Here is a 23,028-nt window from a genome sequence, read left to right on the forward strand (position 1 = left end):
AGCCTTGGCCCTCTGCTTCACGTCCGCTATTGCCATCCACGACGTTGCTGCCGAACAGGCGGCCGCGAGGAGCGACGTGTTTCCAGCTATCAACGCGGTGGTGGCACGGACTCTTGAGCAGGACCGGACAGCTGCAGGGAGTCGGCCAGGCCAGGAAGGGACGATGGATAGGTTGCGACCCAGGACGCGCCGAAGCCTATGTTGTTGCATCCGTACGGCAGCAGCATGTAGCCGCCATCGCCCCAAGACGTTCCCCACGAATTCTTCAGGATCCAGGCGCCGAGGCCGTCGTCCCAGCCGATCATGGTCACTTCGTGGTCGACATTGTTGGGATCATTGTCGGAGCGGGTGCCCTGGAAGACCCCCTTTGGAAAATCGGTATACCAGGACGGATTCTCAGCGCCCGCCTCGCTTGTCTTCCAATAGCTTTCCCAATAGCGCGTGCCAACGCCAGTCGCGAGCGGTCCATATTGGCGGATAGCGGTCTTCAGGGCTTGATCGCTGGGAATAAGTTGCGGCACCCGATTGTCCTGTTCACCGACATAGCCCCAGTTCAACGCGAAATAGGTGCGCTGGAAGTTCGCCGTGCACGCCCCCTTTGCCGCCGTATAGTAGTATCTGTAGGAATCCACGAGGCCCGCATATTGGAGATACATGAAGGCGGCCTGGTGCCAGCCGCCTCCGACACAGTTGACGTCGCCGAACGTGCAGTCGAGCAGCTCCTGCTCGGATATGTCGATCATCTGCTTGTTGTTCGTGATCGCGTAAGACGATTCAAAGGCTGCCGCCGCCGCAAACGCCCAGCAACTTCCGCATGATCCCTGATTCTTGACGGGCGTGACGCATCCCTGCTCACGCCAGTCCCAACGGCTCTCCAGTCTGGCCGGAGACTGCGCAAGCCGTGGCTTGGTCTTGAGAAATTCTGGACTTGTCGCAAGCAGCCTGTTGAGTGATTGGGCGGCCTCCGTCTGTGCCTGGATCAGCGCCTTGATGCGTGGCGGGACTTGTGCACCGCGCGGGTACCTTGCGGCGACCGGTCGTTGCTGCGCCAAGGCAGGCGCGGTCAGAATGCTCGCCGCAAGCCCGGTCAGGACCTTTCGCCGGCTCGGTGATCTTGCGGACATAGGTCAGCTCCCGTCATCGAACGCTCGGATTGCTCGCAGCCTCACCACTTGTAGGCGTATTGATCCCAGTTCCAGTGACAGCCGGTGCCATGGAAAGCCCAAGCGTCGGTGTCAACGATCACCACATGCCCGCCCCAATAGACGGATTCATCGAGCTGGAAGACTGCCCATATCCCCGTGTTATGAGCGAGCGCGCGCGATGTGGTCGTGGCCTTCGACTGAAACCATTGCCACATGTCGCGAGCCCGAATGGGCCGCTCGGCATGGGTCCCGCAACGGGCGTGGAAGTAGCCGTCGGCCGACTGTCCCGCCACCAGCTCGTTGGTGCCCGAGCGAATGAAAGCATCAGACAGGAAATGGGCGCAGTTGTTCGCGTAGTGGTCACCACCGACGCAAGCGCCGTTATAGGCGGCCGCGGCAGCCGCGATCGAGCTTGCTCCTGGAGCAAGTGCCTGCAGCCGTTGCCGGTGGAGATCCGACGCCTGCACCGGCATGCCGGGCACAATCACTGTCGGCGGCTCCGGCAGATCCTCCATACCGATCACGGTTTCCCGAAGGCGGAGCGCCCCGCCAATCGCTATTGCGCCAGCCTGCCATGCGCGCGCCCCTCGCCTGACCCATAGCCGAACTCTGCTGCCGCCAAGCGCCTCCTGGTCGACGATATCGGACGCCTGAAAGGAATAGAACTCGTCTGCGCTGACGACGAGCAGCATGTTGCCCGGCAAATTGAGATCGCGCGAGCTCACGCCTTCGTACGCCACGGCGTTCGCGCGCTGCCCAAGAGTCTGCAGAATCCCCTGCAGCGCTGGGGCAGGATTCTGCCTTGCGAGAACTTCGACTCCGGCGGCGGCAACCTCGGCGCCGGTAAAAACCTCCGTTGACGACAAGACCTCCCAAAATTCGTCGGGAGCTTCCTGCCAATCCCAGAAGCCATAGCCGGGATACTTGTTCGGATTACCATGATGCAGCTGCGACACCAGATCGATAAACTGGGCGGCCCGTTGCGCGCAATCGGTGTCGCTCGCGCACCCTCCGTCACCGGCGGCCACAGGACTGACAAAGGCGGCTCCGACAGGAAAGAAAGGCGCGTTGATGCCGGCATTCGAGCTGATGGCACGACCAAGCCGGTTTTGAACGGTCGGCGATCGCCCGTAGTAGACCTGCGGACCATTGAGATCGATATGTTGACCGATGACAGAGCCATAAGAATTGGGATGCGCAGAGAGGATGTCATTGCTCGACATCACAACAATCTTGCTCCTGGCGCGCATGGCCGCCTGAAGGGCTTGGCCGTAAGCTGCCGCCGTTTGCGCATTGCCGGTGAAAAAGCCGGCCCCGTCTTCATTGTCCACCACGATGCCGGCAAGCCCGAAGGTGTCGACCGCGTTGGCGCAAAGAGTGACTTCGCCCTGGACGGAGGCGGCTGTCGGGCAGTGTGGGACGTGATAGCCGAGGACCACGATATTGGTGGCGCTACATTGCGCGACCAGATCGTGCAAGATGGCAATGTTGGCGTCCTGGATATTTGCAAACGGACTGGCGCCATCGCCAATCTTAACCCACAGGCTCGATAGCTTGGCCGACTGAGCCTTGGCCACCAGCTGGGCCACCGTCCCTCCCTTCAACGACGGCTGCAGCTCCCAGATATACATGGCGCGGCCGGTCAGCATGTGCAGCTCCTATCGCTCAAAGGAAACATCAGGACGGCGTAAAATGAAGGCGGGTCGAGAAAAGCAAACTCAATAATTGTAGGGGACCACGGTCACGCCCACCGAGGGCGACGAACGAGGCACGAGGGATTTGTTTGAGCCATTTGGCATGCCGCGGACCGCATTACTGACGACGAGATCTGCGGGCAGCGCCGGCTTGGATGGAATATTGTTTTGCTGATTATCGATGTCAGCGAGCGCGGCCAGCGTGCATTTCAAGGCAAGCTGCTGGACAAGGCTGTATGCGTAACAGGCATTCGATGGCGGCGACTGCCGTGCCAAATTGACGTATTGGTCCATCGAGTCGTTGGCGATTTGCCTTATCTTGGGCAAGTGGGTGCCGAACGCATAGACACTTGCAATCTGATCCGCGAGGGCCTTCCCGAAAGTGACGCCCGCCGTAGTCACCGCTATCGCCTTTGCGGCGGAAGCGGCCGAGCTCGTGGCCAGGAAGATCGATTGAGCGCCGGCAAGCCCGGCGTTCAACGTGTTGTCTGTCATGATCTGGTTTTGCAGAACGCGCGTCGCGCCCACGAAGAAGCTTTCACATGCAGCCCTGACCTTCGTGAAGCCAACCTCCATGACGGAGATAGCGTACTGCTTGTTTTGATCCGCCGTGAAGGAAGGTTGGTAGCATTCGGTAACGACAGGAACGATGACCTTGTCGTAGTCGATGTCGGGAGCATCGCCCAGCAATGCTGTGCAAGCGCCGAGAGGAAATAAACACAAAAGAAAAAACCAACGCACGGCCACACCCCTAAACCGCACACTACAACTTCAAATTTTGAAGGCGTAACTAAAGATCAAATGCGCGTCAAGGTAGAATCTTGTTGTCGGCAGCCCGGAGTTGAGGAATGATCTGCACGCGCGCTTAGAAGCGGCAGCGACCGTGATCCGGGGATTATTGATCTTCCGTCGCGCTGTTATTGACGACGAGTAAGCTTACAAGCAGCTGACAAGTTGCGTCTCAATTCGTTTCCGACAGGTCGATCAATTGCGATTGGCAAGATCTGCTCTTTCAAATTTCGTGTTGCAGCATTTCAGGAGTAATTCATGGCCCCCAGGAAGATGCCACGCGGCGCCCTCGCAAGTCCAAGGCATGTGCTCGCCGCCGCCGTACCCCACCAGACAATCGGCATAACCCCGCCAAACTATATCTATATTCCCCAGCAAATATCCTATTGGGGCAACGAGACCGACGGCGATTGCGTCACCGCCGAGGAAGCGTTCGCCAAGGCGTGCTACCGCCCGGAAATATTCATAGCGGAGCAGCAAGCGGTCGCTTGGGCGACGCAAAATAACTTTCTGAACGGCGCCGTCATCAGCGATGCGCTGAACGTGATGCTTCGGAGCGGTTTCCAGCAAGACGAGCACATGTATTGCGACGGCGGCGCGCGCTCGGTCGATTGGACCAACGCTGGCGTTCTACAGAATGCAATTTTTCAAGGCCCTGTAAAACTGGGAATTGCTGGAGACCAGCTCAACGATGCGTGGAACGCCTACAATGGCACAACGGGCTGGGTCGCGACCGGCTTTCACGCCGACAGCAACGAGGACCATTGCGTCAGTCTATGCGGCTACGGATCGCTGGCATGGCTAGCCGAACAGCTCCAAGGTCAGGTGCCCGGAGGCCTCGATGGGACCCTACCCGCCTATGCCGTATTCACGTGGAATAGCACTGGGATCATCGATGTGCCATCGCTCTTGGCCATTACTCACGAGGCTTGGCTGCGAACCCCGACGACCGTCGTGAACTGAGTCCGCTTTGCACTTCGACAATCGGACGCGATTGACGACGCTCTTCGCCGCGTTTAAGCGTGCGACCGCTTCCTCAACTGCACGCCGGTTGCGGCCGACAGCCGCACTATGCGAGCACCATCTCATTCTGGACCGACATACAGGATGAACAAGGGTGTCGAGTAGTGAGGACCAACGTCGGAAGCGAAGCGCCGGCCGTGCTGCCAGCGGCCGACATTCATGCACTTAGCTAGCTCTGGTCAAGCGAGCTCAACAGTCTTGCATGCCAGCGACGAGCTGCTCAACCGCCGCTGCTGGAAGCAAGGCTACGCCGCCAAGCACAGCGTTTCCATTAGCAGTGCGCTCTCGCGGCGGAGTTATTGAAGCGGAACCGCGAAAAGGGAAGCGACCAAGTAAGATCATCGAACGTCGAGAGAGGCTTCTATCGGACATTGACCCATCGGGCTTGTGGTCTTGCCTCAGGGGATATCAATCTCGCTCAAACTGGGGGCCCCACGAACGCCATCGAGACCGCGCCCAGTCCAGGCGCGCACCTCACGATCGAGCGCCATCGCTGCCGGGCCACCACGATAGGCTGCACCGACGTCGGCGGCAAATGGCTCACAGTCTCGGAGCTTTTGACGTGAGCCGCTCCCGATAGCGACGATTGGCGTGTCTGCTGGCACGCCTTCTACTTTGCTTCCCTCATCCCACCCGATCAAAAGAACGCCAGCGATCCGCGTCTTCGGCCCGGGAGAAATACGCCAAACCACAGAGTCATACGTGTGCAATACGAGCACTACGTAACCGGAGCTGTGAACGCGCACATCGACAGGCAAGTCCGTGCGGTCGTGGCCGCCAAGAATTTGTCCGCCAGTCGCATTGTGTATCGAGACTGCCTCAATGACGGCGTCAGCTGGAGCAGGAAGAAGGCGGCACGCTCCTCGAGCGTCGACCTTCATAAGGTTACGCAACTCGCGTATTTCGTGGTTTTCGCGAAAGCAAAACTGATCGTCGCTGATGCGAAAGCCATCCATGTAAGCGATGCAGCCAGAATGTGGCTTGGCATCGCCAGCCGGGTTTGTCACCCCAGCGAGAAATAGATAATTCCTGCCGATTCCAGCCGGCAGCTCGACCGGACGGAGAACGGAATAATCAAAACCGATTGTGAGACGGAAGTCGGGCGAGAACTTGTTTCGATAGGCCTGGCTGGCACCGTCGATCCAGCGTGTTATCTCCTCCGTCGTAGCCGGTCGAATGTCACCCCGTTGCAGGAGCTGGATGAGGCCTGCTTCCGCCGGGAATGTCGCGGGACGCAGAACCTTGACGGGTGATACAAGGGACGCTGGATCGAGTTCGCGAAATCCAGCTGGATGCCGGTCGTATAGCGCCCGCTCGGCTCCCGTCCGGCGCCGGCGAGCTTGATCCGCCTCGGCTCTCCTTGATGTGACGGTTCCTTCCGGTAACCCCAACTGATCAGCCCTGACGTCGTCGATTTCTCGATCCGGAGCTCGACCGAACATAACGGCAAGCGCGGACCAGCGCTCCTCGCGCGTCTCACCGCCGTAGTGCCCTCGCGAATACGGGAGATGGCAATCACGAAAATTGGGAAATTCGACACGGGCCGCTGCGATCCCGCGTACGGCTGCGGTATTAGGTCCAACCACAACGCGCCGAACTCGCTCCACGTCCCCGGTAAAGTCAAATATCGTCGGGGAAGTCGTAATCAGAAAGACGTCGATCGGCTTTTGACCGGCGGCGACCTCCACATACAAAATAGAGCTAGGGATATCTTCAGAAAGCAGGACATTCGCAAGCGTCTCGCCGCTCGGGGCGAACGCAACAACGAACTCATCTTGCGTCTGAACCGATTCAAGGGCACAAGCGGCGCGTTGCTCAGGTGAAGGAGTGGCGCCCGGTGTCTGGCCGAGCGCAAATGCGCCCCATAGCATCGCAGGCAACGCCAAGGTCGCGGCTAGGACTACGGCTCGCATTCTACCTCCGCTTAGCTCCTTCGCACCCGCACGTCGTGGCGCAAAACTTTGAATAAACACCTCAGCGCACACTGACGACGCAGACGCATCTAGTCAGAGATCGCAAACCATACTGCCAACATCGCTCGTCTTGTTGGTCGTCGCGCAACTTAGATTCTCCTGCGACGCGGTTACCCGACCGCGCTATCAGTTCTCTCATCGGCGCAAAATGCAGCGTCTGAGGTCGCCGAGCCCGAATGGTCAAGAGCTCATCGAACTGACGTTTCGACCAAGCATCTAGATCGTCCGATCATTCCGAGGCTGGATGCCGCGGGCTAGGTGATCCGGCTGAATTTGCATCATCGCTCGAACTATCTTCGAAGTATTTTTTCGCCTTGAGATGGTTCTGCAAGGCGACTGGTCTGTAGGGGCCGAAGCTCGTGTAGTTCCGTACCGATTTCATGGCGAGACGTTCGTAGACTGTCTCATGAAGTTGCGCTGTTATGGGAACTTCGCGAACCGCCTTCGACCAATGAAGCACGGTCCCTCCCATACCAACCATACATTCGTCATGCATCATTCCGTCGGCCGATGGATAAAGCCGCAGCAGATCCGTATCGACAACGACGCGGTAAGGCACTGGAATCTTGTCGGTGATGAACTCCACCATCCAGGCGAGAGTAATGTCCGACAAGCGGGATTCATTTTCGGGATAGCTTCCACCGATATCAGCGTGGTTGCCGGCGAACCAGATTTGGTCGAATTGCTCGGGCTCGTTTTGCCTGTCAGGCCACGTCACGGTTCCGCTCCCTCCCCACGGGACTCGCTTGAAGTCCTTCCGGCCTTCGTCGATCGATTGGAGATGCCGGGCATACTGCACGTCCGAAGCGAAATGTCGGTCGTACAACCAATCGGGGAAGACGCGTTGCCAGCCGATCGCCGCAACGGCATCCCAGATCCCGATGAAATAGGCGGAAGCACCTGTAGCGCGTCCAAGGTCTGATTTGTACGCCGATCGGAACTGCTCTGCTCGCTTGCTCGCCTCGTCCCTATCCCGCGGCATACCGAACCAGTACACGCAGTCGGCCGCCTCGCCAGCGACCCGCCGCAATGATTTCGGATCGAGGCTGATGGATTCGCCCCCTCGCTCGTTTCGCGGAATGCCGCAGAGCTCGAGCACATGAGCGAGGCACCTCGCGGTGTAGGCACCTCGGCTGAAGCCGAACAGATAGATGCGGTCCCCTGGCTCCCACACCCCTATGATCGCCACGTAGCAGTCGATGATCTTCTTGGTGATGCCGAACCCGAACATCTGCTGGACCGTTTCCTTGAGCCGGTCGCTACCACTGTAGTGTCCAGGCGCCGGCGTTCCGATGCCGGGAACGTAGAGCGCCAATTGTTTCTTGGGGTCGATGATCGAGTCAGGACCGGTCCGCGTCGCGCGGTACAGCTTATAGACGTTGGTGCGACTCTCGTCCGGCAGAAGGCCACCCTCGTTTCCGGTGCCATCCGCGAATAGCAGGATATTCTTGGCCACATTCCCCCCTTAGGTCACGAGAGGCTCGAGCGACGCGTCTGCGATAGCGATGCCAGTCGCATCTGTGAAGATCGCGGCGACGTCTCTCGCCTTCTGCTTGAACGCGTCGTAGGCGTCGTGCCCCATCAACGGAATAGCTTCGGCGACACTTGCGGGCTGTCCCTGCATTTTCGCAACGACGGCAGCCTTGAGTTTTTGCTCGTCGGAGCGAAGGCCTGCGATGGCGGTATTGAGGTCGGAGATATTGGTGGGCGTCACCAGCTTGCCGCCGATATAGACCACCTGGCTAAGGCCGACGATGCCCAGGATCGTGTTTGGAACTACGAATGTCGACAATTGATTGCCGCCTGCGGCGACCAAACCGCCGATCACGACCAACCCGAATATGAAGCTTTGGTACCGGTACACGTCGAAAACGCCGTCCGTGGTGAAGAAGTCCCGCCACGTTGCGTTCGACGGGTCGACTACGGCCTTGGCCATCGGGATCCAGCCACGCCTCAGGAGCCACGCCCGGTTGTCAGCTGAAAGCGTGTTTCGCTGGTTGTCGGTCCCCTTTGCGATCGTTGCTCCGATTCCGCTGATGCCAAGCAGCGTCAAGATCGAGCCAGAAAGATCTACCAATGTCCCTGTCTGCAGCAGCAGGAGCGTTATCAGGGCGGCCACGGCCAGTGAGAAGGCAAGTGTCTGGAATGTCGAAAGACTGCCTTTTCCGTCCGGCCCCGCGGAAACCTGCGCGGGATTCAATGCTCGGAGAAACGAACCAAACGTGTGATCCCGTTTGCGAAGCGCAAACGCAATCCAAAAATAGAGCACGAAGACTTCCACGACGACAGAAATGATGCTGAACCAGTAGGGGCTTAGCCTGACACTCATGGACGAAACCCGCCAGGGAGATTGGCCAACCGGGCTGTTGCACGTGTAGAGATAAAGATCAGCTCTGCTCCAAAACCAAGCCAGATCGTCGCCCATGTTCAGTGTAACAATGGTCTGATCAGCCTCGAGTAGACGCTTCTGAACTAACGGATCGGACTCCGTCGCGCGGTGCGTGACGACGTCTTGTCTCTTGAAGAGGTACGTTTCGTCCCCGTAGTCGATCCCGGCAAAGTACCGGATGCCATCGACGAACGGTGCACGCACGCCGACATCCACGCGTTGGTTTGTCGGCAGGAAATTTGTGGCGAGCACAATGGGCGCGCCGACCGGATTGCGGCCAGACCGGAGCTCCACGGCAAATTCGCCGAGCTTCACGCACTGCTTCTGAGGGTCGCTCGGCGTGGCCGCGGCTTCGGGCCCAGCTACGGGCTTCTGAGCCTGCTGGTCAGCGCGCGGTTGCTCGAGCGTCGGGGTATGATCCGCAACCGGGCCATTTGCCGGAGCGGCGTGCTGTTGGGCTCTCGCCGGGGAGCAGAAGGCGGCACTTGTTAGTGCAGCGGTGCAAAGGACAACGAAACCCAATCTAAGCATTCGCCTGCCCCCAAAGCCCGGACCATCGACCTAGTTTACCAAGGGTTGTATCTGGCTAGCAAGCCAACCGTCCGCTTGTCCCCGGCTCTACGTTCCCGGAACGAGATATTATGCGGCGTGACGGACGGAGAGGTCTGGACGAGGGCCCGTAGATCGTGGCGATCGGTGAGAAAAACGATGCCAGCACTTGATCCAGAGTAAACCTCCTTGCTCCAGAGTAAACCTCGGCTGCGGCCGAGCGCCAATCGTTACTCGTCACGAGAGTATCGCGCAGAAGAGTAGCGCCAAGCTTGTGCGTCGGCTATCAGGTGAAACTCAAAAACGCAGAATCACTTTCGGTAGGACGGGTTTGGAAATCACCGACGAACAGTGGAGGGAGAATGCCTATGGCATTCCTGCCGAACTCCGGGCTGTGCCTCGTACGGAGGACGACGACGGCTTGCGACAAGCAATGCTGATCGTATGGGCGGCTCTCGCGAAGGCGTCGGGGACAATCAAGCATCTATACTCGCTCGTCCGAGAATCGGCGATTCTCGGATTCGCCGCGACGCTCGACATGCAGGCGCCCGACTACGGACTTTCGTTCAACGGCACGGAGGCATACCAGGAAGTCGTAAAGCGGCTCGGCGGATGTCTTCGCGCCATGGAGCGCGAATATACCGAGCAGGATCTGGGCTCGAGACCTTCCGATTTGACCGCATGGCTCGTCGAGCATTCTGGGCATCGCGCGTATCTCATCCCGATGGGACGCGTGGCTTGGAGAGAGCCGAGAGACCCTGCTCAAGACATGCGCAACTTCGACCAGCGGGGATTGCTACGCCTTCGGTTCGTGCCCGCCGTCGTCGACGGCGCGACGGTCCAAATCGTCAAGGCGGACCGGGTAGCCAAGCAAAAGTTGGCAACATTCGGCGCCGTGTTGTTTCCCGATTCGACCTTCGATTGCGACGAAACGCCGACGAAGTTTTTCGTGCGGGCAGTCGGCATTCCGAATGGCGAGACGATCATCTCCGAAGCATGCAAGGCCGCTCACATCGAAGTCTGTCTGACAACTGTTTTTCCGGAGCTCATGATCGACCCGCAGTCGCGTCGACTTATTCAATCCGAACTCGCCGAGAAGCCTTGGCTGCCGGAAGGTGAGATGCCAGAGGCACCGGGCATTGTGGTCGCGGGCTCGTGGCATGAAGTGGAAGACGGACAGAGGTACAATATCGCGACGATCTACGATGGGCACGGCGTCGAGCTCGCTCGCCATAAGAAGCGGATGGCTTACAAGGATCCCGAAGGACGCGTGGAAGACATTCAGCACGGGACCGAGTTCGTCGTCCTGGTCCTGGAAGAAGCTCTTTTCGGTTTCGGTATCTGCCTCGATTTTTGTAATAGGTGCTATCATACCCCTTACGGATGGCTCGACGTGGATTTCGCAATCGTGCCGTCCTGCGGCAACGACGCGACCATGGATGGGCACATCCGTACGGCAAAAGATCTGCGCAATGAGCGAAATACCCGCAGTTTCGTGGTCCAGCAGGCCTATCCGCCGCTGCGGCAGGGCGCGGGCTACGTCCTCAACCCGGACGGGAACACATCAAGCTGGGCGGTAGATCAGCTCCTTATCAAGGTCCCCTGGAGTGTTTTCCGCGGCTAAACGTTGCACAACCATTGACTCGGCGTTAACTCACACCAATGTAAAGTGTCCTAAATTGAGTTCCGCCGGATCTTCAACCACCGGGCCCCATGTCCTCCGCAGATCGCAAAACCCTCGAAGCCTCGCTCGATCGGATTGGGCGCGGCGATGCGACGCCAGCCGAGGCGGCAACCACCATCCGAAAAGCGCTGACGGCCGAGCCGTCGCTCGCTGAGCGGGTCTATGACGCGCTGCGCGACGTTACATGGCGAACACTGACGTCCCGATCCTTCGGCGACGAACTCTCGCAGTGGTTCGAAGTCATGCGGCACGCCGCGGCGCTCACTGGTAGCAAGAATGCTGCCAGCATCTCCGAGAAGATGCGAGCCTTCGCGGACCTCATCTCCCAGTCGGCCAGGTTCGCCGAGCTCCAACCGTTGGAAGAGGTACTCAATCGAAAGCACACAAAGTCGCTCCTGAGCGCAATCGCGGGTGCCGGCAAGGCCGTAAGCAATATTGCACTGATGAGCATTCTAGGTCTTCGGGAGTCGAACCTGTCGAGGGTGACCGGTGCGCTCCAGGGAACGGGATTGATCGAACGATCGTCGTCGGGAAAGGAAGCGAGTTTCGCGCTAACCGACTTGGGCCGTCGGGTGGCTAAGAAACTCGACATTTTCATCAACGATCCAGGCGCGGATCGCGAATGGTGGCATGACGCGCCCTATCCGCTGGCGATCTGGAAAGCAAACGGCGAGCCCGTCGGCGCGAATGCTGCGTTCCACCAACTGACTCGTTCGCGGGATCCGTACGTCCTTCCGTCCCTGTCCGACTGGAAGCTGATAATGACGAAGGGGGCGCGCGACGATCAGATGACGTCAAACGATACTTGGCGGCTGCAAATCGACGACGCGACTTGGATACAATTCGCTGAAGCCGTGATGTCGGACGGTCGTTTGTGTCTCTTGGGATCGGACGTGTCGGTCGTCATGAGAGCGATGAGTGACGTCGAAAATGCGCTGAAGATCGCAAGGGAGGCCGAGGCTCGGGCCCGGCACGAGTTCGCAGAGACAATGAACCGCCTGGTCGCCTACCAGTCCGCGAACTCGCACATCAGAGACGAGATCATGAGCGTCGCCGCGCGGTCGAACCAGCGTGTGCGCGATACTATAAACGTTTGGGGACACGCCGCAGTAGGTCAGATTGTGCCGCACGAGTTACACGCCGTGGAGAAAGACCTAGGCGCAATGCAGCTCGCAGTGCGCAACCTCATGTACCCCGTCGACGTCGCGACACATGGAAAGACCGCGTCAGTTTGGATCGACCCGAACCGAATCGTGACGGAGGCCATAAACACAGCGAGAGATCTCGACCCGGGTATCCATGTGACGGCATCGTTCGCCGGTGTTCCCAGAGTTCGCGGTGCCGTATCCCCGCTGCGTACTGTCCTCAATTATATAGTGATCATAGGCGCCCGTCATGGCGCGTACGATTTTCACGGCGCAGTGAAGGGATCCAACCTGGTCACAACGGTACGCGTCAAGGCTCCTGATGAACATCCATATCTCGACCCCGTCGAGGCGGTGACGAACTCAGGTCTGGGCTATTGCCGCGCGATCGTAGAAACGAACGGTGGAGCTTTCGAAGTGCGTGAAGCCGAATCGGGATCCGATACCACGATCGTCTTTTCCTGGCCCGTCGAGGAGACCACACCACACGGAAGCAGAATAAAGTTCGGCCCGCCGGCCAAGACTAACAAGCCACGCAAGCTGCCCCCGCGGAGCCATCGATAACGCACTGATCGGTGGTGAACGCCGAAGAGCATCGCCCTGCTCTGCGCTGAGCCTAACGCACGAGGCGTATCTGCTTCGATGTGGCTCGCCTTTACGAAGAAGAACCAGGCGATGCGCTGGCGAGGCTGAGCAATTTAGTGACGGCTCGGCGTCCCGTATCGCGAGCCGTGGAATCAGGATAATGTTCCGGAACCTGTGATGCTGCCCAATGGGCCAATCATGAATGGGAGCCCCTATGGCAACGTTCCGAGTTCAGCTCGCTGATGGCGAAAAGCGCCTCAAGACTGATCTGAAAGCGGCCAATGAGGATTCGGCCCGTATTGTTGCAGAGAAGTGCTTTGACGGTGCTCGCTGGCGCATCGTCGAGATTCGGAGGCTCGCCGACTGATTGCGCGGCTGGCCCTAAAGACTGAGTAACACGCGAGACAATCAGCGCTCGCTTTGAAGAAGCGTGAAGAAGCGTCTTGAGTTCGTGCTCGATCAGATTTGCGTTCCGGCGGTAGCCACGAAATTCGCGGCTTCATTGCGAAAAGCCAGGCGCGGATAGCCATACGGGCAGACGCAGACATTAACTTGCCGACAACTCCCGAAAATGCCCAAAGATGCCGTATCAGTGGGCGGCGGGCTTTCGCGTCATCTCTTGCAGCCGAGCCAGAGCTTCATCGGCCCTGTTATGGGGTACAAACAGGTGATCGTGGTAAAACGCCGATACCGCATTCACGCTTATTCCGGCTTCAGCAAGCCGCGCGGTGATCGCTGCCAGAAAACCGACCGCCTCAAGCGAGGAATGAACGGTCAGAGTGATTAGACGCGATACAAACTGGTAAGCGAGACCCAGGCTTTCGGCTTCCTCCTGCCGGACGATAAGTGTCATTCCCTCGCGCTCACGGAAAGTAAGGAGCGGCCTGGTCGTCGCTGGAATTTCCCTCTCTTTCAAAACCGTACAAAATACGAAAATGCCCGGCTGCATTTCCGGCTTCATGTCGATCAAGAGCGCTTGAAGATCGAGTTCGCTCGCCATTTGCAATTGAGCCGCCGCTGTTCGTTTTCGAGTTTACAGCCCAACTAACCCCATACAACAGGATATCTGCAGCTGGCCCATTGCGACATACTGCGATGTCGTAAAAACCTAGTCGCTTTGAGGACAAAGCGGACGTAGCCTTCGTCGCATCACACCGACGAGCTTATGGGTACACCGCCATACCAAGTCAGCATAGTCTCGAAGGCAGATTAGCGCTGTCGCCTCAGCAGGCGCTGACCTCGTGATCTGCCCTCGCCTGCGCGTCATAGATCTTGACCTGAAGCCGCGGAAAACGTCGCTTTAGGTCCCTTGCACCGTTCTCGACGCCATCTCTCGTCGCAAATTCAGTCTTCACACAGCCATCGATCAGAATTGCGTAACCATTTGCAGGAAGGTCTCGAACTGCTTTCCGCATTTTGCGCCCCGATTGGTGAGAGAAGGTCTTCGTCCCGTTGGACCTCGATCTGCTTTGGATGAGTCTTTCAGATCGAGCAATCCCGGCCGAGCTCCGGTGTTTGATCAGCCACAGTTCTGAAATAGAGCTGGAAGTGTCTCTGCAAGCAGGACCGCCATGCTTGCCAGCGTCGAACCAGCGACGACGATGTAGACAAGGCACTGTGCGCACTTTGAGTCGCTGTTCGTCCTACTGACGACCGACATGGCAGTTCCTCTCTTCAAACCGACCCTCAAGACATACCCCGAGTCGCGAAATCATCCGCGCGCCAAATCTTTCGGTCGATTTACCAGTGCTTAACGACTCGGAGACGCCGGCCGCCGATCAAGTCGTCTCGGCGAGCCCTCGAGCCCAAATGTGCTGCTGATCGCCACGCCCGCGGACCAACGCAACGGATAGTCCGGTTCAACCGAGCTCAGCGAAATCGCAATATGTGATACATCATATGGACTAACCAACTTGGAGTTCCGACCGTGCCCAACGATGGCACGATCAGGATTCGATCAGCGATTCCCGGCAAATAGCTCGCCTGTCGCCAAGGCGCTGGGTCGCAACGTCAGGCGTCTGCGTAAAGCCAAAGGCTGGACCCAGGACGAGTTGGCCGCCAAAGCTCAGATTGAGCAGATGGCGATTAGCCTGATTGAGAACACCCGCGCCAACCCTACCCTTCAAACCCTCGAGACTATCGCCGGCTGCCTGGGCGTGCGCTTCATCGACCTGTTTGATCCACGCCCCCCAAAGGCAGGCGACGAGTAGCACCTGTCCTTCTGGAGCGAGCACCTACACATTGTGATGGGCCGCCAGGCCTTTCTGCGGACAGGTCGATGCCGAGCCGACCTAGCCGTTTGGCAGGACGATCCTGTCCGCCGGCTGAAAAGAGATGCCACTCGCCTTGCGTTCATTGAACTCAAAGCCGACGCCTTCGGCTTCGAAAGCCGCGCGGATCTTCGCTAGCGTGCCAGAGTGCGGCACAGAGACACCAAGCTCGAACCGAGCAAGCGATCGCTGGCTGACCTGGGATCTTCGAGCGAGTTCGTCCTGGGTCCAGCCGAGCCAGCCCCGCGCCGCCCGCACCTGGGCCGCCGTGATTTCCGGCGCGTTAACCATAACTCACTGTAGAACAGGACATTTCGGATTTCCGTGCTAAATTTAAGGAAATCGTAAACCATACCCTTCCGGTGCCGCGGGGCGGCCTGGAGCGGATACCAAGATCAGAACCGCATTTTTCGAGGATACATTCGAATCCTTGAAAGGGACGTTATCCGGCTCGGAGTAGCTGGAAGAAATCCCCCGCGCGGCTGTACGATGAAGCTCTGGCGCAATCGCTCTGATCCTACCCACCTGGGAATCCACAACTTGATGAAGGACTGCGAATGCTTGATTGCATTCGAAGGTCAACTGCGTTGCGACCCATATGATTTATCACATCTGAAGGGACACCGTCATGCGTCGCCTACTTCTGCCGAATGCATCAAAACTCCCGAACAAGCCCTCGCGTTGGCACACACTTAGTCCCCGGAAATCCGGAGGCACCGGAAGGCGCATGCCGGATCGCAAGTCTCTTCCCCACCCTCTCAGTTGGTGGCGAACTCGAGTTGCGAGCGACTTCAAAAAGGTCGACGTCACCATCGCACGACACTTCCTGAGCCGGACAGGTGTCATCGGTGAACCGCACTGGCACCTCGCAGCCTCCGGCGATCCAGCAGTGGCCCTCGGAGTAGCGCTCCGCATCCGCAGGCGTGGGATGTCGCCCTTGTTAATGGACCTTGCGATGACTGCAGTCCTCTGCACTGCGATTGAGGGCAACGCGGCGGCTGCGTTGCTAATCGCAGCCGTTGTACCGCAAGTCGGCGTAGGGTCCTTTTCCAGCCAGGTGATCTCGGACAGTTGGCTCACTCGTCAATCGAAATTGACTTCAGTGCCAGAAAGCTCTTCCTCAGGATCAGGCCAACCTTCCCTCTCTTGATCTCTCCAGCAGGTCAAAATGAGCCACGTCGCATAATCGCGAACTCCACCTGACGGAAGAGTCCCGTGCTCCTACTGGAGTTTGGACACAGCCGGCTTTTGCTGCCGGCTTCGTTCAAATTCGGGGAGTGATGGTCGCGTACGTCGCGAACTTGGAGCTGCGGTCAACGAACGCGGCAAATGCGCGCTGCAAGCAGATGAAGTCATCGGGTTCAGTCGTTGTCGAGGTCGGAAAATGTCACGCCAGCGGTCAAAGCACATTTGTCAGACGCAACGCTTCTCAGATGCCGGCAGCATCCCTCCTGACGGCGCGGCAAGTGGGACGTGCGTCGAACTTGCATACCGAAAGTTCTGGTATGATGCCGCACGCTTTAGGCGTAGCGCGGGTTCCACCAATCCCGACCCGAGGGCCGATTGGACAATGGTCGCCCCCGGCAGGATCGCGGCCGGTTTGTTGCTTGCTCGCGCGATCGACAGCAGGGCCGGCCTCACGGACGCCTTGCGCACTGCCGCGCCGGTGATCACGATCGACGTCGCCGATCTACAAACCTTCGATTGTGTAGCATCCGTTTGGCAGGACATCCTCTTTGCCGGATCACGCCCCCTCCTGAATGTCATGACAGATGCGCCATCCCGTCAGCAGGTCGATGCTGTCTTCCTGATCATCAATGAGCCTCCAGCGCCCTTGACCAAACGTATGATCGAACAGAGATCCGCTCGCGCGCTCTCCATGGGGCTCCCTTTCATCGCAATCACGCCGCTTGCAACCACGCATTTGCCGGCCGTTATTGTCAGGGCGGCGCGTGAGCGGATCGCACTTCCTCAGCTTGATCCTCTTACAATCAGCCGGACGATCAGTATCGTGACTGGAAAGCCGTGCAAAGCGACCTTGGATGCCGATCTAGCAGAGCGGATTGGCATCGAGGATCTCGTCGTCGCGCTCCGGTTTGGCCGAACGCCGGAGCAATGCATCGAGGAGCTTGGCCGGGTCATCGCCCTCAAGGATACGACGCGAGCGTCGCGCGACATCGCACTCTCCGAGATACACGGCCTTGGGGAAGCGCGCACCTGGGCCGAGGCTGCTATCGCGGACCTGACCGCGTGGCGAAACGGGGACATTCCCTGGAGTGAAGTTGCTTCGTCGGTGGCCCTATGGGGTCCACCCGGTACGGGAAAGACGCTCTTTGCCAACGCATTCGCCCGCGCCGCAAATTTGCGGCTAATCGCCTGCTCCTACGCAAAATGGCAGGGCACCGACGAAGGGCACCTGGGTCATTTCATGCGCGCCATGCAGGCCGACTTCGCAGCAGCCCGAGCCCAGATCCCCTCTCTCGTCTTCATCGACGAGATTGATTCATTTACCGACAGAAATAGCGATGACCGCCACGGGCATCGGTATCTAAGAAACGTCATAAACGGGCTGCTTGCCGAAATTGACGGAATCGCCGGCCGTGAAGGACTAATTCTCATCTCGGCAAGCAACGCGCTTGATCAGTGCGACCCTGCCCTCCTGCGCGCCGGGCGCTGCGACAAGATTATCCGTATCGGGCTCCCGGACACCAACGAACTCGAACAGATGCTGCGAGTACGACTGCGTGAAGACCTGCATGCCGCCGACCTGAAGCCCCTGGCCGAAGCGGCCGCCGGCCTCACCGGCGCCGACATTGAACGCGTCGTGAAGGACTCGCGGCGCATTGCGCGGCTGACCAAACGCGCTCTGACCGTGGACGATCTCCGACGAGCGCTCGTTGGCGACGATCGTACCCCGCAGATACTCTGGCGCCACTGCATTCACGAAGCCGGACACATTCTTGTCGACGTCCTTCGTTGCGGACCCGAGGGAATCCTTGCAACCTCCGCGGCTGCGGGCGGGCGCGGCGGCAACACTCTGCGCCGGCGAGCAGCCGAACCTGATGGTACCCGGGCGGATTATGTGCAGCAGCTCGAGATAACGTTGGCCGGACGTCTGGCGGAAGAAACTTTACTGGGCGCTGCAGGGCACGGCGCCGGTGGCGCAACCGACTGTGACCTCGATCTGGCAACCAGGCTCGCAGCCACCATGGTCGGATCGCTTGGGCTAGCTGGACATCTCACTTATCTCGGATCGAGCGCAACCGCCCGCTTCTTCCTGCAATACCCTGAAGTCCGTACCGCAATCGCTCGTGAACTCCAGTTGGCTTCCAGGTCCTGTAAGGCTCTATTGAAGAGGCATCGACAGGCGCTCTCCGGCATCGCTGATCATCTACGGAGCAATGGGCGGATCGACGGCCACGCAGCTGCCGCTCTCATTGCGGCAGCCGCCGAACCGCGGGGACGAGCATAAATATCGGCGAGCCCCCAACAGAGCGAAGCCAATCCGTCAAGCGGAGACGTCCCTCTGGACAACGCCCACGGACTACTCCGTGCAGGCGAACACCTGCTCCCGAATCCCTGGGTCGACATCAGAAAAACCCCACAAACACACTAAATGCTACCAGCACCGTCCCCAACCACGGGCATTTGGCAGTATTACGCATCTTTCTTGCAGAATTTGTTTGTTCGAAAAGCCCAAGGTCCTCCAACGTACCTTGCCGTTTTCGAACAGCTGAATCAGCAAAATTCCAGGGTGCGCGCAGCCCTAGCCGCTCTGTTTATGGGAGGAGGAATACGGCGCGGACGCCGGTCTCGACGAGTTCGAGCTTACTACGGCCCAATGGGAGCTATCCTCAGTCGAGAACAGTGTCCAAGTCGAAGCGGGTGGGTACGCGGCAGATGGCCGTCGGGTCGAGGGCGCGCGGCTTCTTTAGAAGATTTCGCCGATCAAAAGCACTGGGAATATTCTCGAATTTTCCGCTCCGACGGCCTCTCATCCGAACGTTGATGCCTTCCAACAATCGAGGTGCGCGCTCGCCAGCCACGTCAGCAAAAAGATCAATGACGTGCCAATAGTTGGCTACCTCGATCGCGAAACGAAGCAGGCGAATCGACACCCCCATGAACACAGAGGCCCGCCGGCTCGCAAGCATATCGGAAAAGTCGACGTTCTTCCTTTTCCTAAAAAGATGCAGGTTCAAAACGGTGCGCAGCTCGATGGGCTCAGGATGCCCTTCGATCCAAATTGGTTCGCGAGGAAGATGGGGCGCCATCGCCCGCCATTCATCATCGGTGATGGCCAAATCAGCAAATCTCACTTCCTTTCGAAAGCGCTCTTTCTCAAGTTCGGCCCGCCCCCGAGGTACCTTAAGCTCCACGTCGCGCGCTGAAATTCGGAGGGTCGGATTGGATTCCTTGCTGCCGATGTGAGCGAGTGGCCCACGTATCGTTAGATCAAAACTCCTGGAACTGATCGGCTTTACTTCAACGCGCTCGATCAGCGCCTGGAATTGCGCGACGAGGGTCGCTTCCTCGAGGTCTGTGCCGTCAAAATCTTTGCAATAGGGGAACTGCTCAAGGAAGTGCCGGATCTTTCCGAAGTCAGCCTTTAGCAGTGGGTGATCGTGGACCTCAGCGACCGGCACCGCGGCGAGTTCAAAAGCGTTCCGCTCGAACTTCGCGTTCAGATCCTCGCGAAGCGATCCAATTGCGAACTCCGGCATCGACTTGGTGTATGCGGCCTCGAATGTCGCTTTAAGCTTTTCAACAATCTCGTCCCTCGCCTTTTCAAGGCGAATGCGCTCTGCGTTGGAATCCTTGAAACGTCGTCCAAGCGATTCCTTGTGAGCCTGCTCAACGATCGCATGTACCCCACCAACAGCTAACCTTTCTGCGGCAGCGTTAAGGACGACGATCTCAATACACTGCAGAAGAACGGTCGTACTAGAACTACAGCCCTTCGCTTTCTTCTTGTAGTTTTCATCCCGGCTCCGCGCGCGATCGGAGCAATACATTCTCACGTGTTCAGTACGTCGTGCGTGAAAATGCAGAGGACTGTCGCAATGACCGCAGTATAGGAGACCCGACAAGATTCGCTTGGCGACTCGTCTTCGGCCTTTGCTCCGAGGTCGCAGGTGGCGCTGAACGGTATTCCAAACTTCGACGTCGACGATACGCCAGTCCACTCGTTCCGCAATTCGCCATTTTGAGATTGCAGTCTTTTCAACCTTCCTCAGAAGGCGATACGTGTCGGTTTCAATCGTCTCGGTCTTCGTCCGGAAGTAAAATATCAGTCCGATGTAGATCGGATTGCGCAAGATTGCGCACACCTGAGTAATCGACCAAAGCTTTCCTTCAGGCGAAGGAATTCCCTTCGAATTCAGAATCCTCTGAATTTCAGCCGGGGGAATTCCAACGTAGTTCCAGCCAAACATATCTCTGACAACATCAGCTTCTTCGTCGACAACCTCCATTTCCCCCGGAAAGCCAAGGACCTTCTTGAAGGCGTATGCTGGGCGGCCGGGCCACTTTGCGTCGAGAACGCAGCGCTCAATTCCCGCCCGCGTCCACATCTTGAGTTGCTCTCTGGCCTCCTCCCCCATGACACCATTGAATGCCGCATGAAGCAGATGCCACTTTCCTTCCTGGGGCGTGTGAATTTCAACGCCATAGCTTCGCAACTCCCTAAACACCGAACTTGTCAGGCCAAGGTCACGCGCAAGCCGGTTGCCGAACTCGAGTATCAGCTTCTTGAATAGTCCCTGTTTTGCGTCCCTCATCATACGCAGCAAGCCGTCCCGCCCGGCTTTGTATGCACCACTCTTCCCTTTGTCCTCGTAAAGGAAGCGGATGTAACCATTGTTATTTCGGGCGTAGTTCTCTACGCCGCCCGCCTGCCGGTCGAACGAACTCTCTTTCTGATCTAGCGTGGAGTACCGGCGGTATAGCGCCATCGGCTCTGGGCCTGCCATTTCGGCGGGCTGGGGATCATCCGGCACATCGCCCAGCCAACCAGCAGGCATTCTGGCAAGTGTCTTTTGCTTGAAGTTTTCCTCTCTTCCGCGCCTTGCATGCAAATCTTTGATTTGCGGAGCTGTTTGCGGCAAGTCGGGCCGTATCGGTTCCGGCTTCGCACGAGGAACTACGCGCGTCTCTCCAGGCTTCGATATGGCCGACATGTCGACCGCACCGAACCCCACGGGCGCGTTTATCGTAATCGCATAAGCCATGATTTGTGAATACTAACTCAATAAAAGTAGCTCCGCCACCCCCTGATTTGCGTACATTCGGCGCCAGGAGCGTGATCCAAATGGTCTGGGACTGGAAGAAGGTGGCGGTCCGGGCGAGGCAAAACCTTCGCTCGGCGCGGCACGGCGATATTGAAACGGCCCTCCGGCGAGCCGGAAGAAGCGTGGACGTGAACACGGTTCGTCGAGCGATTGTAGCTCTTGAGTTTCTAGAATGGGCCGAACAGTTGCATCCGAACATCTATGAGGTGCTCAAGGACTCGCCTATGACAGTAGTCGAGACAGTTGCGCGTTGGTGGTCGTTCAGCCCGATGCGCGCAACGGCCGCTCTCGACGAGTGGCGCCTAGGAAAGCTAAGCGCTCGCCAGCTTGCGCAGGAGATGCGAAGCAGCAAACGAGCCGCGCCAAAACTCGCAAAAGGCGAATCCTTGGCTCGTTCTTTCAAAGAACGCGTAGAGCCTTTCGCCAGGTTAGAAATAGAGAGACGAATCGGCCCGGGTCTTTCAACGAAGGACAAGGGCATCAAGGACGACTTGCATGTAGACTTTCGATATACGCATCCTGAACACGGCAAAATTGCTGTGCTTGTTGTCGGCCCATATCAGAACCGAACGATCTACCAAAAGCGGCGGCAAGACTGGATGCTAAAGGCGGTAGGCCTAACTTACTTCTATAACTTGGTGTTTGTAGTGGTGCCTGATCCCGACGCTGCCAAGGATTATTCCCGCTGGAAGTCGAACGCATCTCGCGTCGATCGGACTTCTCTCCTTAAACTCAAGAAAAGAAGCCCTGTCGATCTGGATCAAGTCGAACTACTGAATGTTGCAGTTGGAAAACTGGCGCCAGCCTCAGCGACCTGACTACGTTGATCAAACCCACGGCCCCTTTACCCCGGATTGCTCCTCGCTTGCGTAGCCGAACTGCACAGCCTTCTATGCATCGAGATAAGCCATATACTCGCCTAGAGCTTTCGCGAAGGCATTTAGAAGCTCCTCCGGCGTAGGCTTTGTGAGATCGACGCTCTGCTCGGGCATCGGATCGTAGCATCTGAACTCGATTCGAACATTGTAGTGATTGAACATAACACACCTCTATTTTCCAAACGTCAGCGAGAAGGCATCCACTATGGCGGACCTGGCAAGAGCGGAGGGAACTCGCGAATGATCTGGGCCGACGGAAGAATCGTTTTTTCTCGTGTGAGCATGAACGCCGAATCCTCTTAGGACGAAAGACACCTCTCTCTCGCGCGCCTATGAAATATGCCGGCCGCGCATTGAGGCTGACGCGATGACAGCATCGTATCGCGTCGATGATACCTGCCACGCACAGACGGATTGCCACTTGAGCTTGTACCACCGGCGAGCCGACCAAGGATTTGACTGGAGCCGGCGGAAGGGGCACGCGCGATCAAAACCAAGGCCTAGGCGCGGAGCCTGGGACAGCCGTGAAGTCTTCCAAGGCGACGCGGGGCCAATTCAGCCGAATCCTTCAAATCCAGCCGAGGCTCCGTCGACTTCCGCTACGATCGTCGCGA

At 58.2% G+C, this 23,028-nt stretch carries 16 protein-coding genes; 7 read left to right on the plus strand and 9 right to left on the minus strand.

The annotated features are described in order from the left end of the window. Nucleotides 1-89: 89 nt before the first annotated feature. From ACVW1B_RS18520 to ACVW1B_RS18530, 3 genes are all read right to left on the minus strand, one after another. Nucleotides 90-1,124 (minus strand): C1 family peptidase, encoded by a 1,035-nt coding sequence (locus ACVW1B_RS18520; protein ID WP_456821986.1) that lies wholly within the window; start codon nucleotides 1,122-1,124, stop codon nucleotides 90-92. A 41-nt stretch (nucleotides 1,125-1,165) separates the two neighbouring features. Further along, on the minus strand, nucleotides 1,166-2,794 hold the full coding sequence (locus ACVW1B_RS18525; RefSeq protein WP_456821987.1) for a hypothetical protein: 1,629 nt from the start codon (nucleotides 2,792-2,794) through the stop codon (nucleotides 1,166-1,168). Between the two features lie 69 nt (nucleotides 2,795-2,863). After that, nucleotides 2,864-3,580 carry a hypothetical protein gene (locus tag ACVW1B_RS18530; RefSeq protein WP_456821988.1) on the minus strand — a complete coding sequence of 239 codons (717 nt, stop codon included), beginning with the start codon at nucleotides 3,578-3,580 and terminating at the stop codon, nucleotides 2,864-2,866. 306 nt (nucleotides 3,581-3,886) lie between these two features. Between ACVW1B_RS18530 and ACVW1B_RS18535 the strand changes: the two genes are divergently transcribed. Then, entirely contained in the window at nucleotides 3,887-4,591 is a 705-nt protein-coding gene (locus tag ACVW1B_RS18535; RefSeq protein WP_456821989.1) for a hypothetical protein, read from the plus strand. A 458-nt stretch (nucleotides 4,592-5,049) separates the two neighbouring features. Here the strand turns inward: ACVW1B_RS18535 and ACVW1B_RS18540 are convergent, their stop codons facing one another. The 3 genes from ACVW1B_RS18540 to ACVW1B_RS18550 all read right to left on the minus strand — a co-directional run bounded on the left by ACVW1B_RS18540 (nucleotide 5,050) and on the right by ACVW1B_RS18550 (nucleotide 9,328). After that, the gene (locus ACVW1B_RS18540; RefSeq protein WP_456821990.1) at nucleotides 5,050-6,537 is read right to left on the minus strand and encodes a hypothetical protein; all 1,488 of its coding nucleotides are present in this window, start codon (nucleotides 6,535-6,537) and stop codon (nucleotides 5,050-5,052) included. A 316-nt stretch (nucleotides 6,538-6,853) separates the two neighbouring features. Then, nucleotides 6,854-8,080 (minus strand): phospholipase effector Tle1 domain-containing protein, encoded by a 1,227-nt coding sequence (locus ACVW1B_RS18545; RefSeq protein WP_456821991.1) that lies wholly within the window; start codon nucleotides 8,078-8,080, stop codon nucleotides 6,854-6,856. A gap of 9 nt (nucleotides 8,081-8,089) precedes the next feature. After that, the gene (locus ACVW1B_RS18550; protein ID WP_456821992.1) at nucleotides 8,090-9,328 is read right to left on the minus strand and encodes a hypothetical protein; all 1,239 of its coding nucleotides are present in this window, start codon (nucleotides 9,326-9,328) and stop codon (nucleotides 8,090-8,092) included. 565 nt (nucleotides 9,329-9,893) lie between these two features. On the opposite strand from ACVW1B_RS18550, the gene ACVW1B_RS18555 reads away from it, so the two are divergent. The 3 genes from ACVW1B_RS18555 (at nucleotide 9,894) to ACVW1B_RS18565 (ending at nucleotide 13,343) form a co-directional block, all read left to right on the plus strand. Beyond that, nucleotides 9,894-11,186 carry a hypothetical protein gene (locus ACVW1B_RS18555; RefSeq protein WP_456821993.1) on the plus strand — a complete coding sequence of 431 codons (1,293 nt, stop codon included), beginning with the start codon at nucleotides 9,894-9,896 and terminating at the stop codon, nucleotides 11,184-11,186. An 89-nt stretch (nucleotides 11,187-11,275) separates the two neighbouring features. After that, nucleotides 11,276-12,955 (plus strand): hypothetical protein, encoded by a 1,680-nt coding sequence (locus ACVW1B_RS18560; protein ID WP_456821994.1) that lies wholly within the window; start codon nucleotides 11,276-11,278, stop codon nucleotides 12,953-12,955. 235 nt (nucleotides 12,956-13,190) lie between these two features. After that, the gene (locus ACVW1B_RS18565) at nucleotides 13,191-13,343 is read left to right on the plus strand and encodes a hypothetical protein (RefSeq protein WP_456821995.1); all 153 of its coding nucleotides are present in this window, start codon (nucleotides 13,191-13,193) and stop codon (nucleotides 13,341-13,343) included. A gap of 222 nt (nucleotides 13,344-13,565) precedes the next feature. Here the strand turns inward: ACVW1B_RS18565 and ACVW1B_RS18570 are convergent, their stop codons facing one another. Then, nucleotides 13,566-13,976, minus strand: coding sequence for an ACT domain-containing protein (locus ACVW1B_RS18570; RefSeq protein ID WP_456821996.1), 411 nt, complete (start codon nucleotides 13,974-13,976; stop codon nucleotides 13,566-13,568). Between the two features lie 937 nt (nucleotides 13,977-14,913). Between ACVW1B_RS18570 and ACVW1B_RS18575 the strand changes: the two genes are divergently transcribed. After that, on the plus strand, nucleotides 14,914-15,186 hold the full coding sequence (locus ACVW1B_RS18575) for a helix-turn-helix domain-containing protein (RefSeq protein ID WP_456821997.1): 273 nt from the start codon (nucleotides 14,914-14,916) through the stop codon (nucleotides 15,184-15,186). Between the two features lie 81 nt (nucleotides 15,187-15,267). Here the strand turns inward: ACVW1B_RS18575 and ACVW1B_RS18580 are convergent, their stop codons facing one another. Further along, complete coding sequence (locus tag ACVW1B_RS18580) at nucleotides 15,268-15,537, minus strand: helix-turn-helix domain-containing protein (protein ID WP_456821998.1); 270 nt, start codon at nucleotides 15,535-15,537, stop codon at nucleotides 15,268-15,270. A 1,279-nt stretch (nucleotides 15,538-16,816) separates the two neighbouring features. Here ACVW1B_RS18580 and ACVW1B_RS18585 point away from each other — a divergent pair. Continuing rightward, nucleotides 16,817-18,718 carry an AAA family ATPase gene (locus ACVW1B_RS18585; protein ID WP_456821999.1) on the plus strand — a complete coding sequence of 634 codons (1,902 nt, stop codon included), beginning with the start codon at nucleotides 16,817-16,819 and terminating at the stop codon, nucleotides 18,716-18,718. Between the two features lie 382 nt (nucleotides 18,719-19,100). On the opposite strand, the gene ACVW1B_RS18590 is transcribed toward ACVW1B_RS18585, so the two are convergent. Continuing rightward, entirely contained in the window at nucleotides 19,101-21,476 is a 2,376-nt protein-coding gene (locus ACVW1B_RS18590) for a recombinase family protein (RefSeq protein ID WP_456822000.1), read from the minus strand. An 80-nt stretch (nucleotides 21,477-21,556) separates the two neighbouring features. Between ACVW1B_RS18590 and ACVW1B_RS18595 the strand changes: the two genes are divergently transcribed. Next, on the plus strand, nucleotides 21,557-22,354 hold the full coding sequence (locus tag ACVW1B_RS18595) for a hypothetical protein (protein WP_456822001.1): 798 nt from the start codon (nucleotides 21,557-21,559) through the stop codon (nucleotides 22,352-22,354). Nucleotides 22,355-23,028: the final 674 nt, after the last annotated feature.

The organism is Bradyrhizobium sp. USDA 4502 (assembly GCF_054063355.1).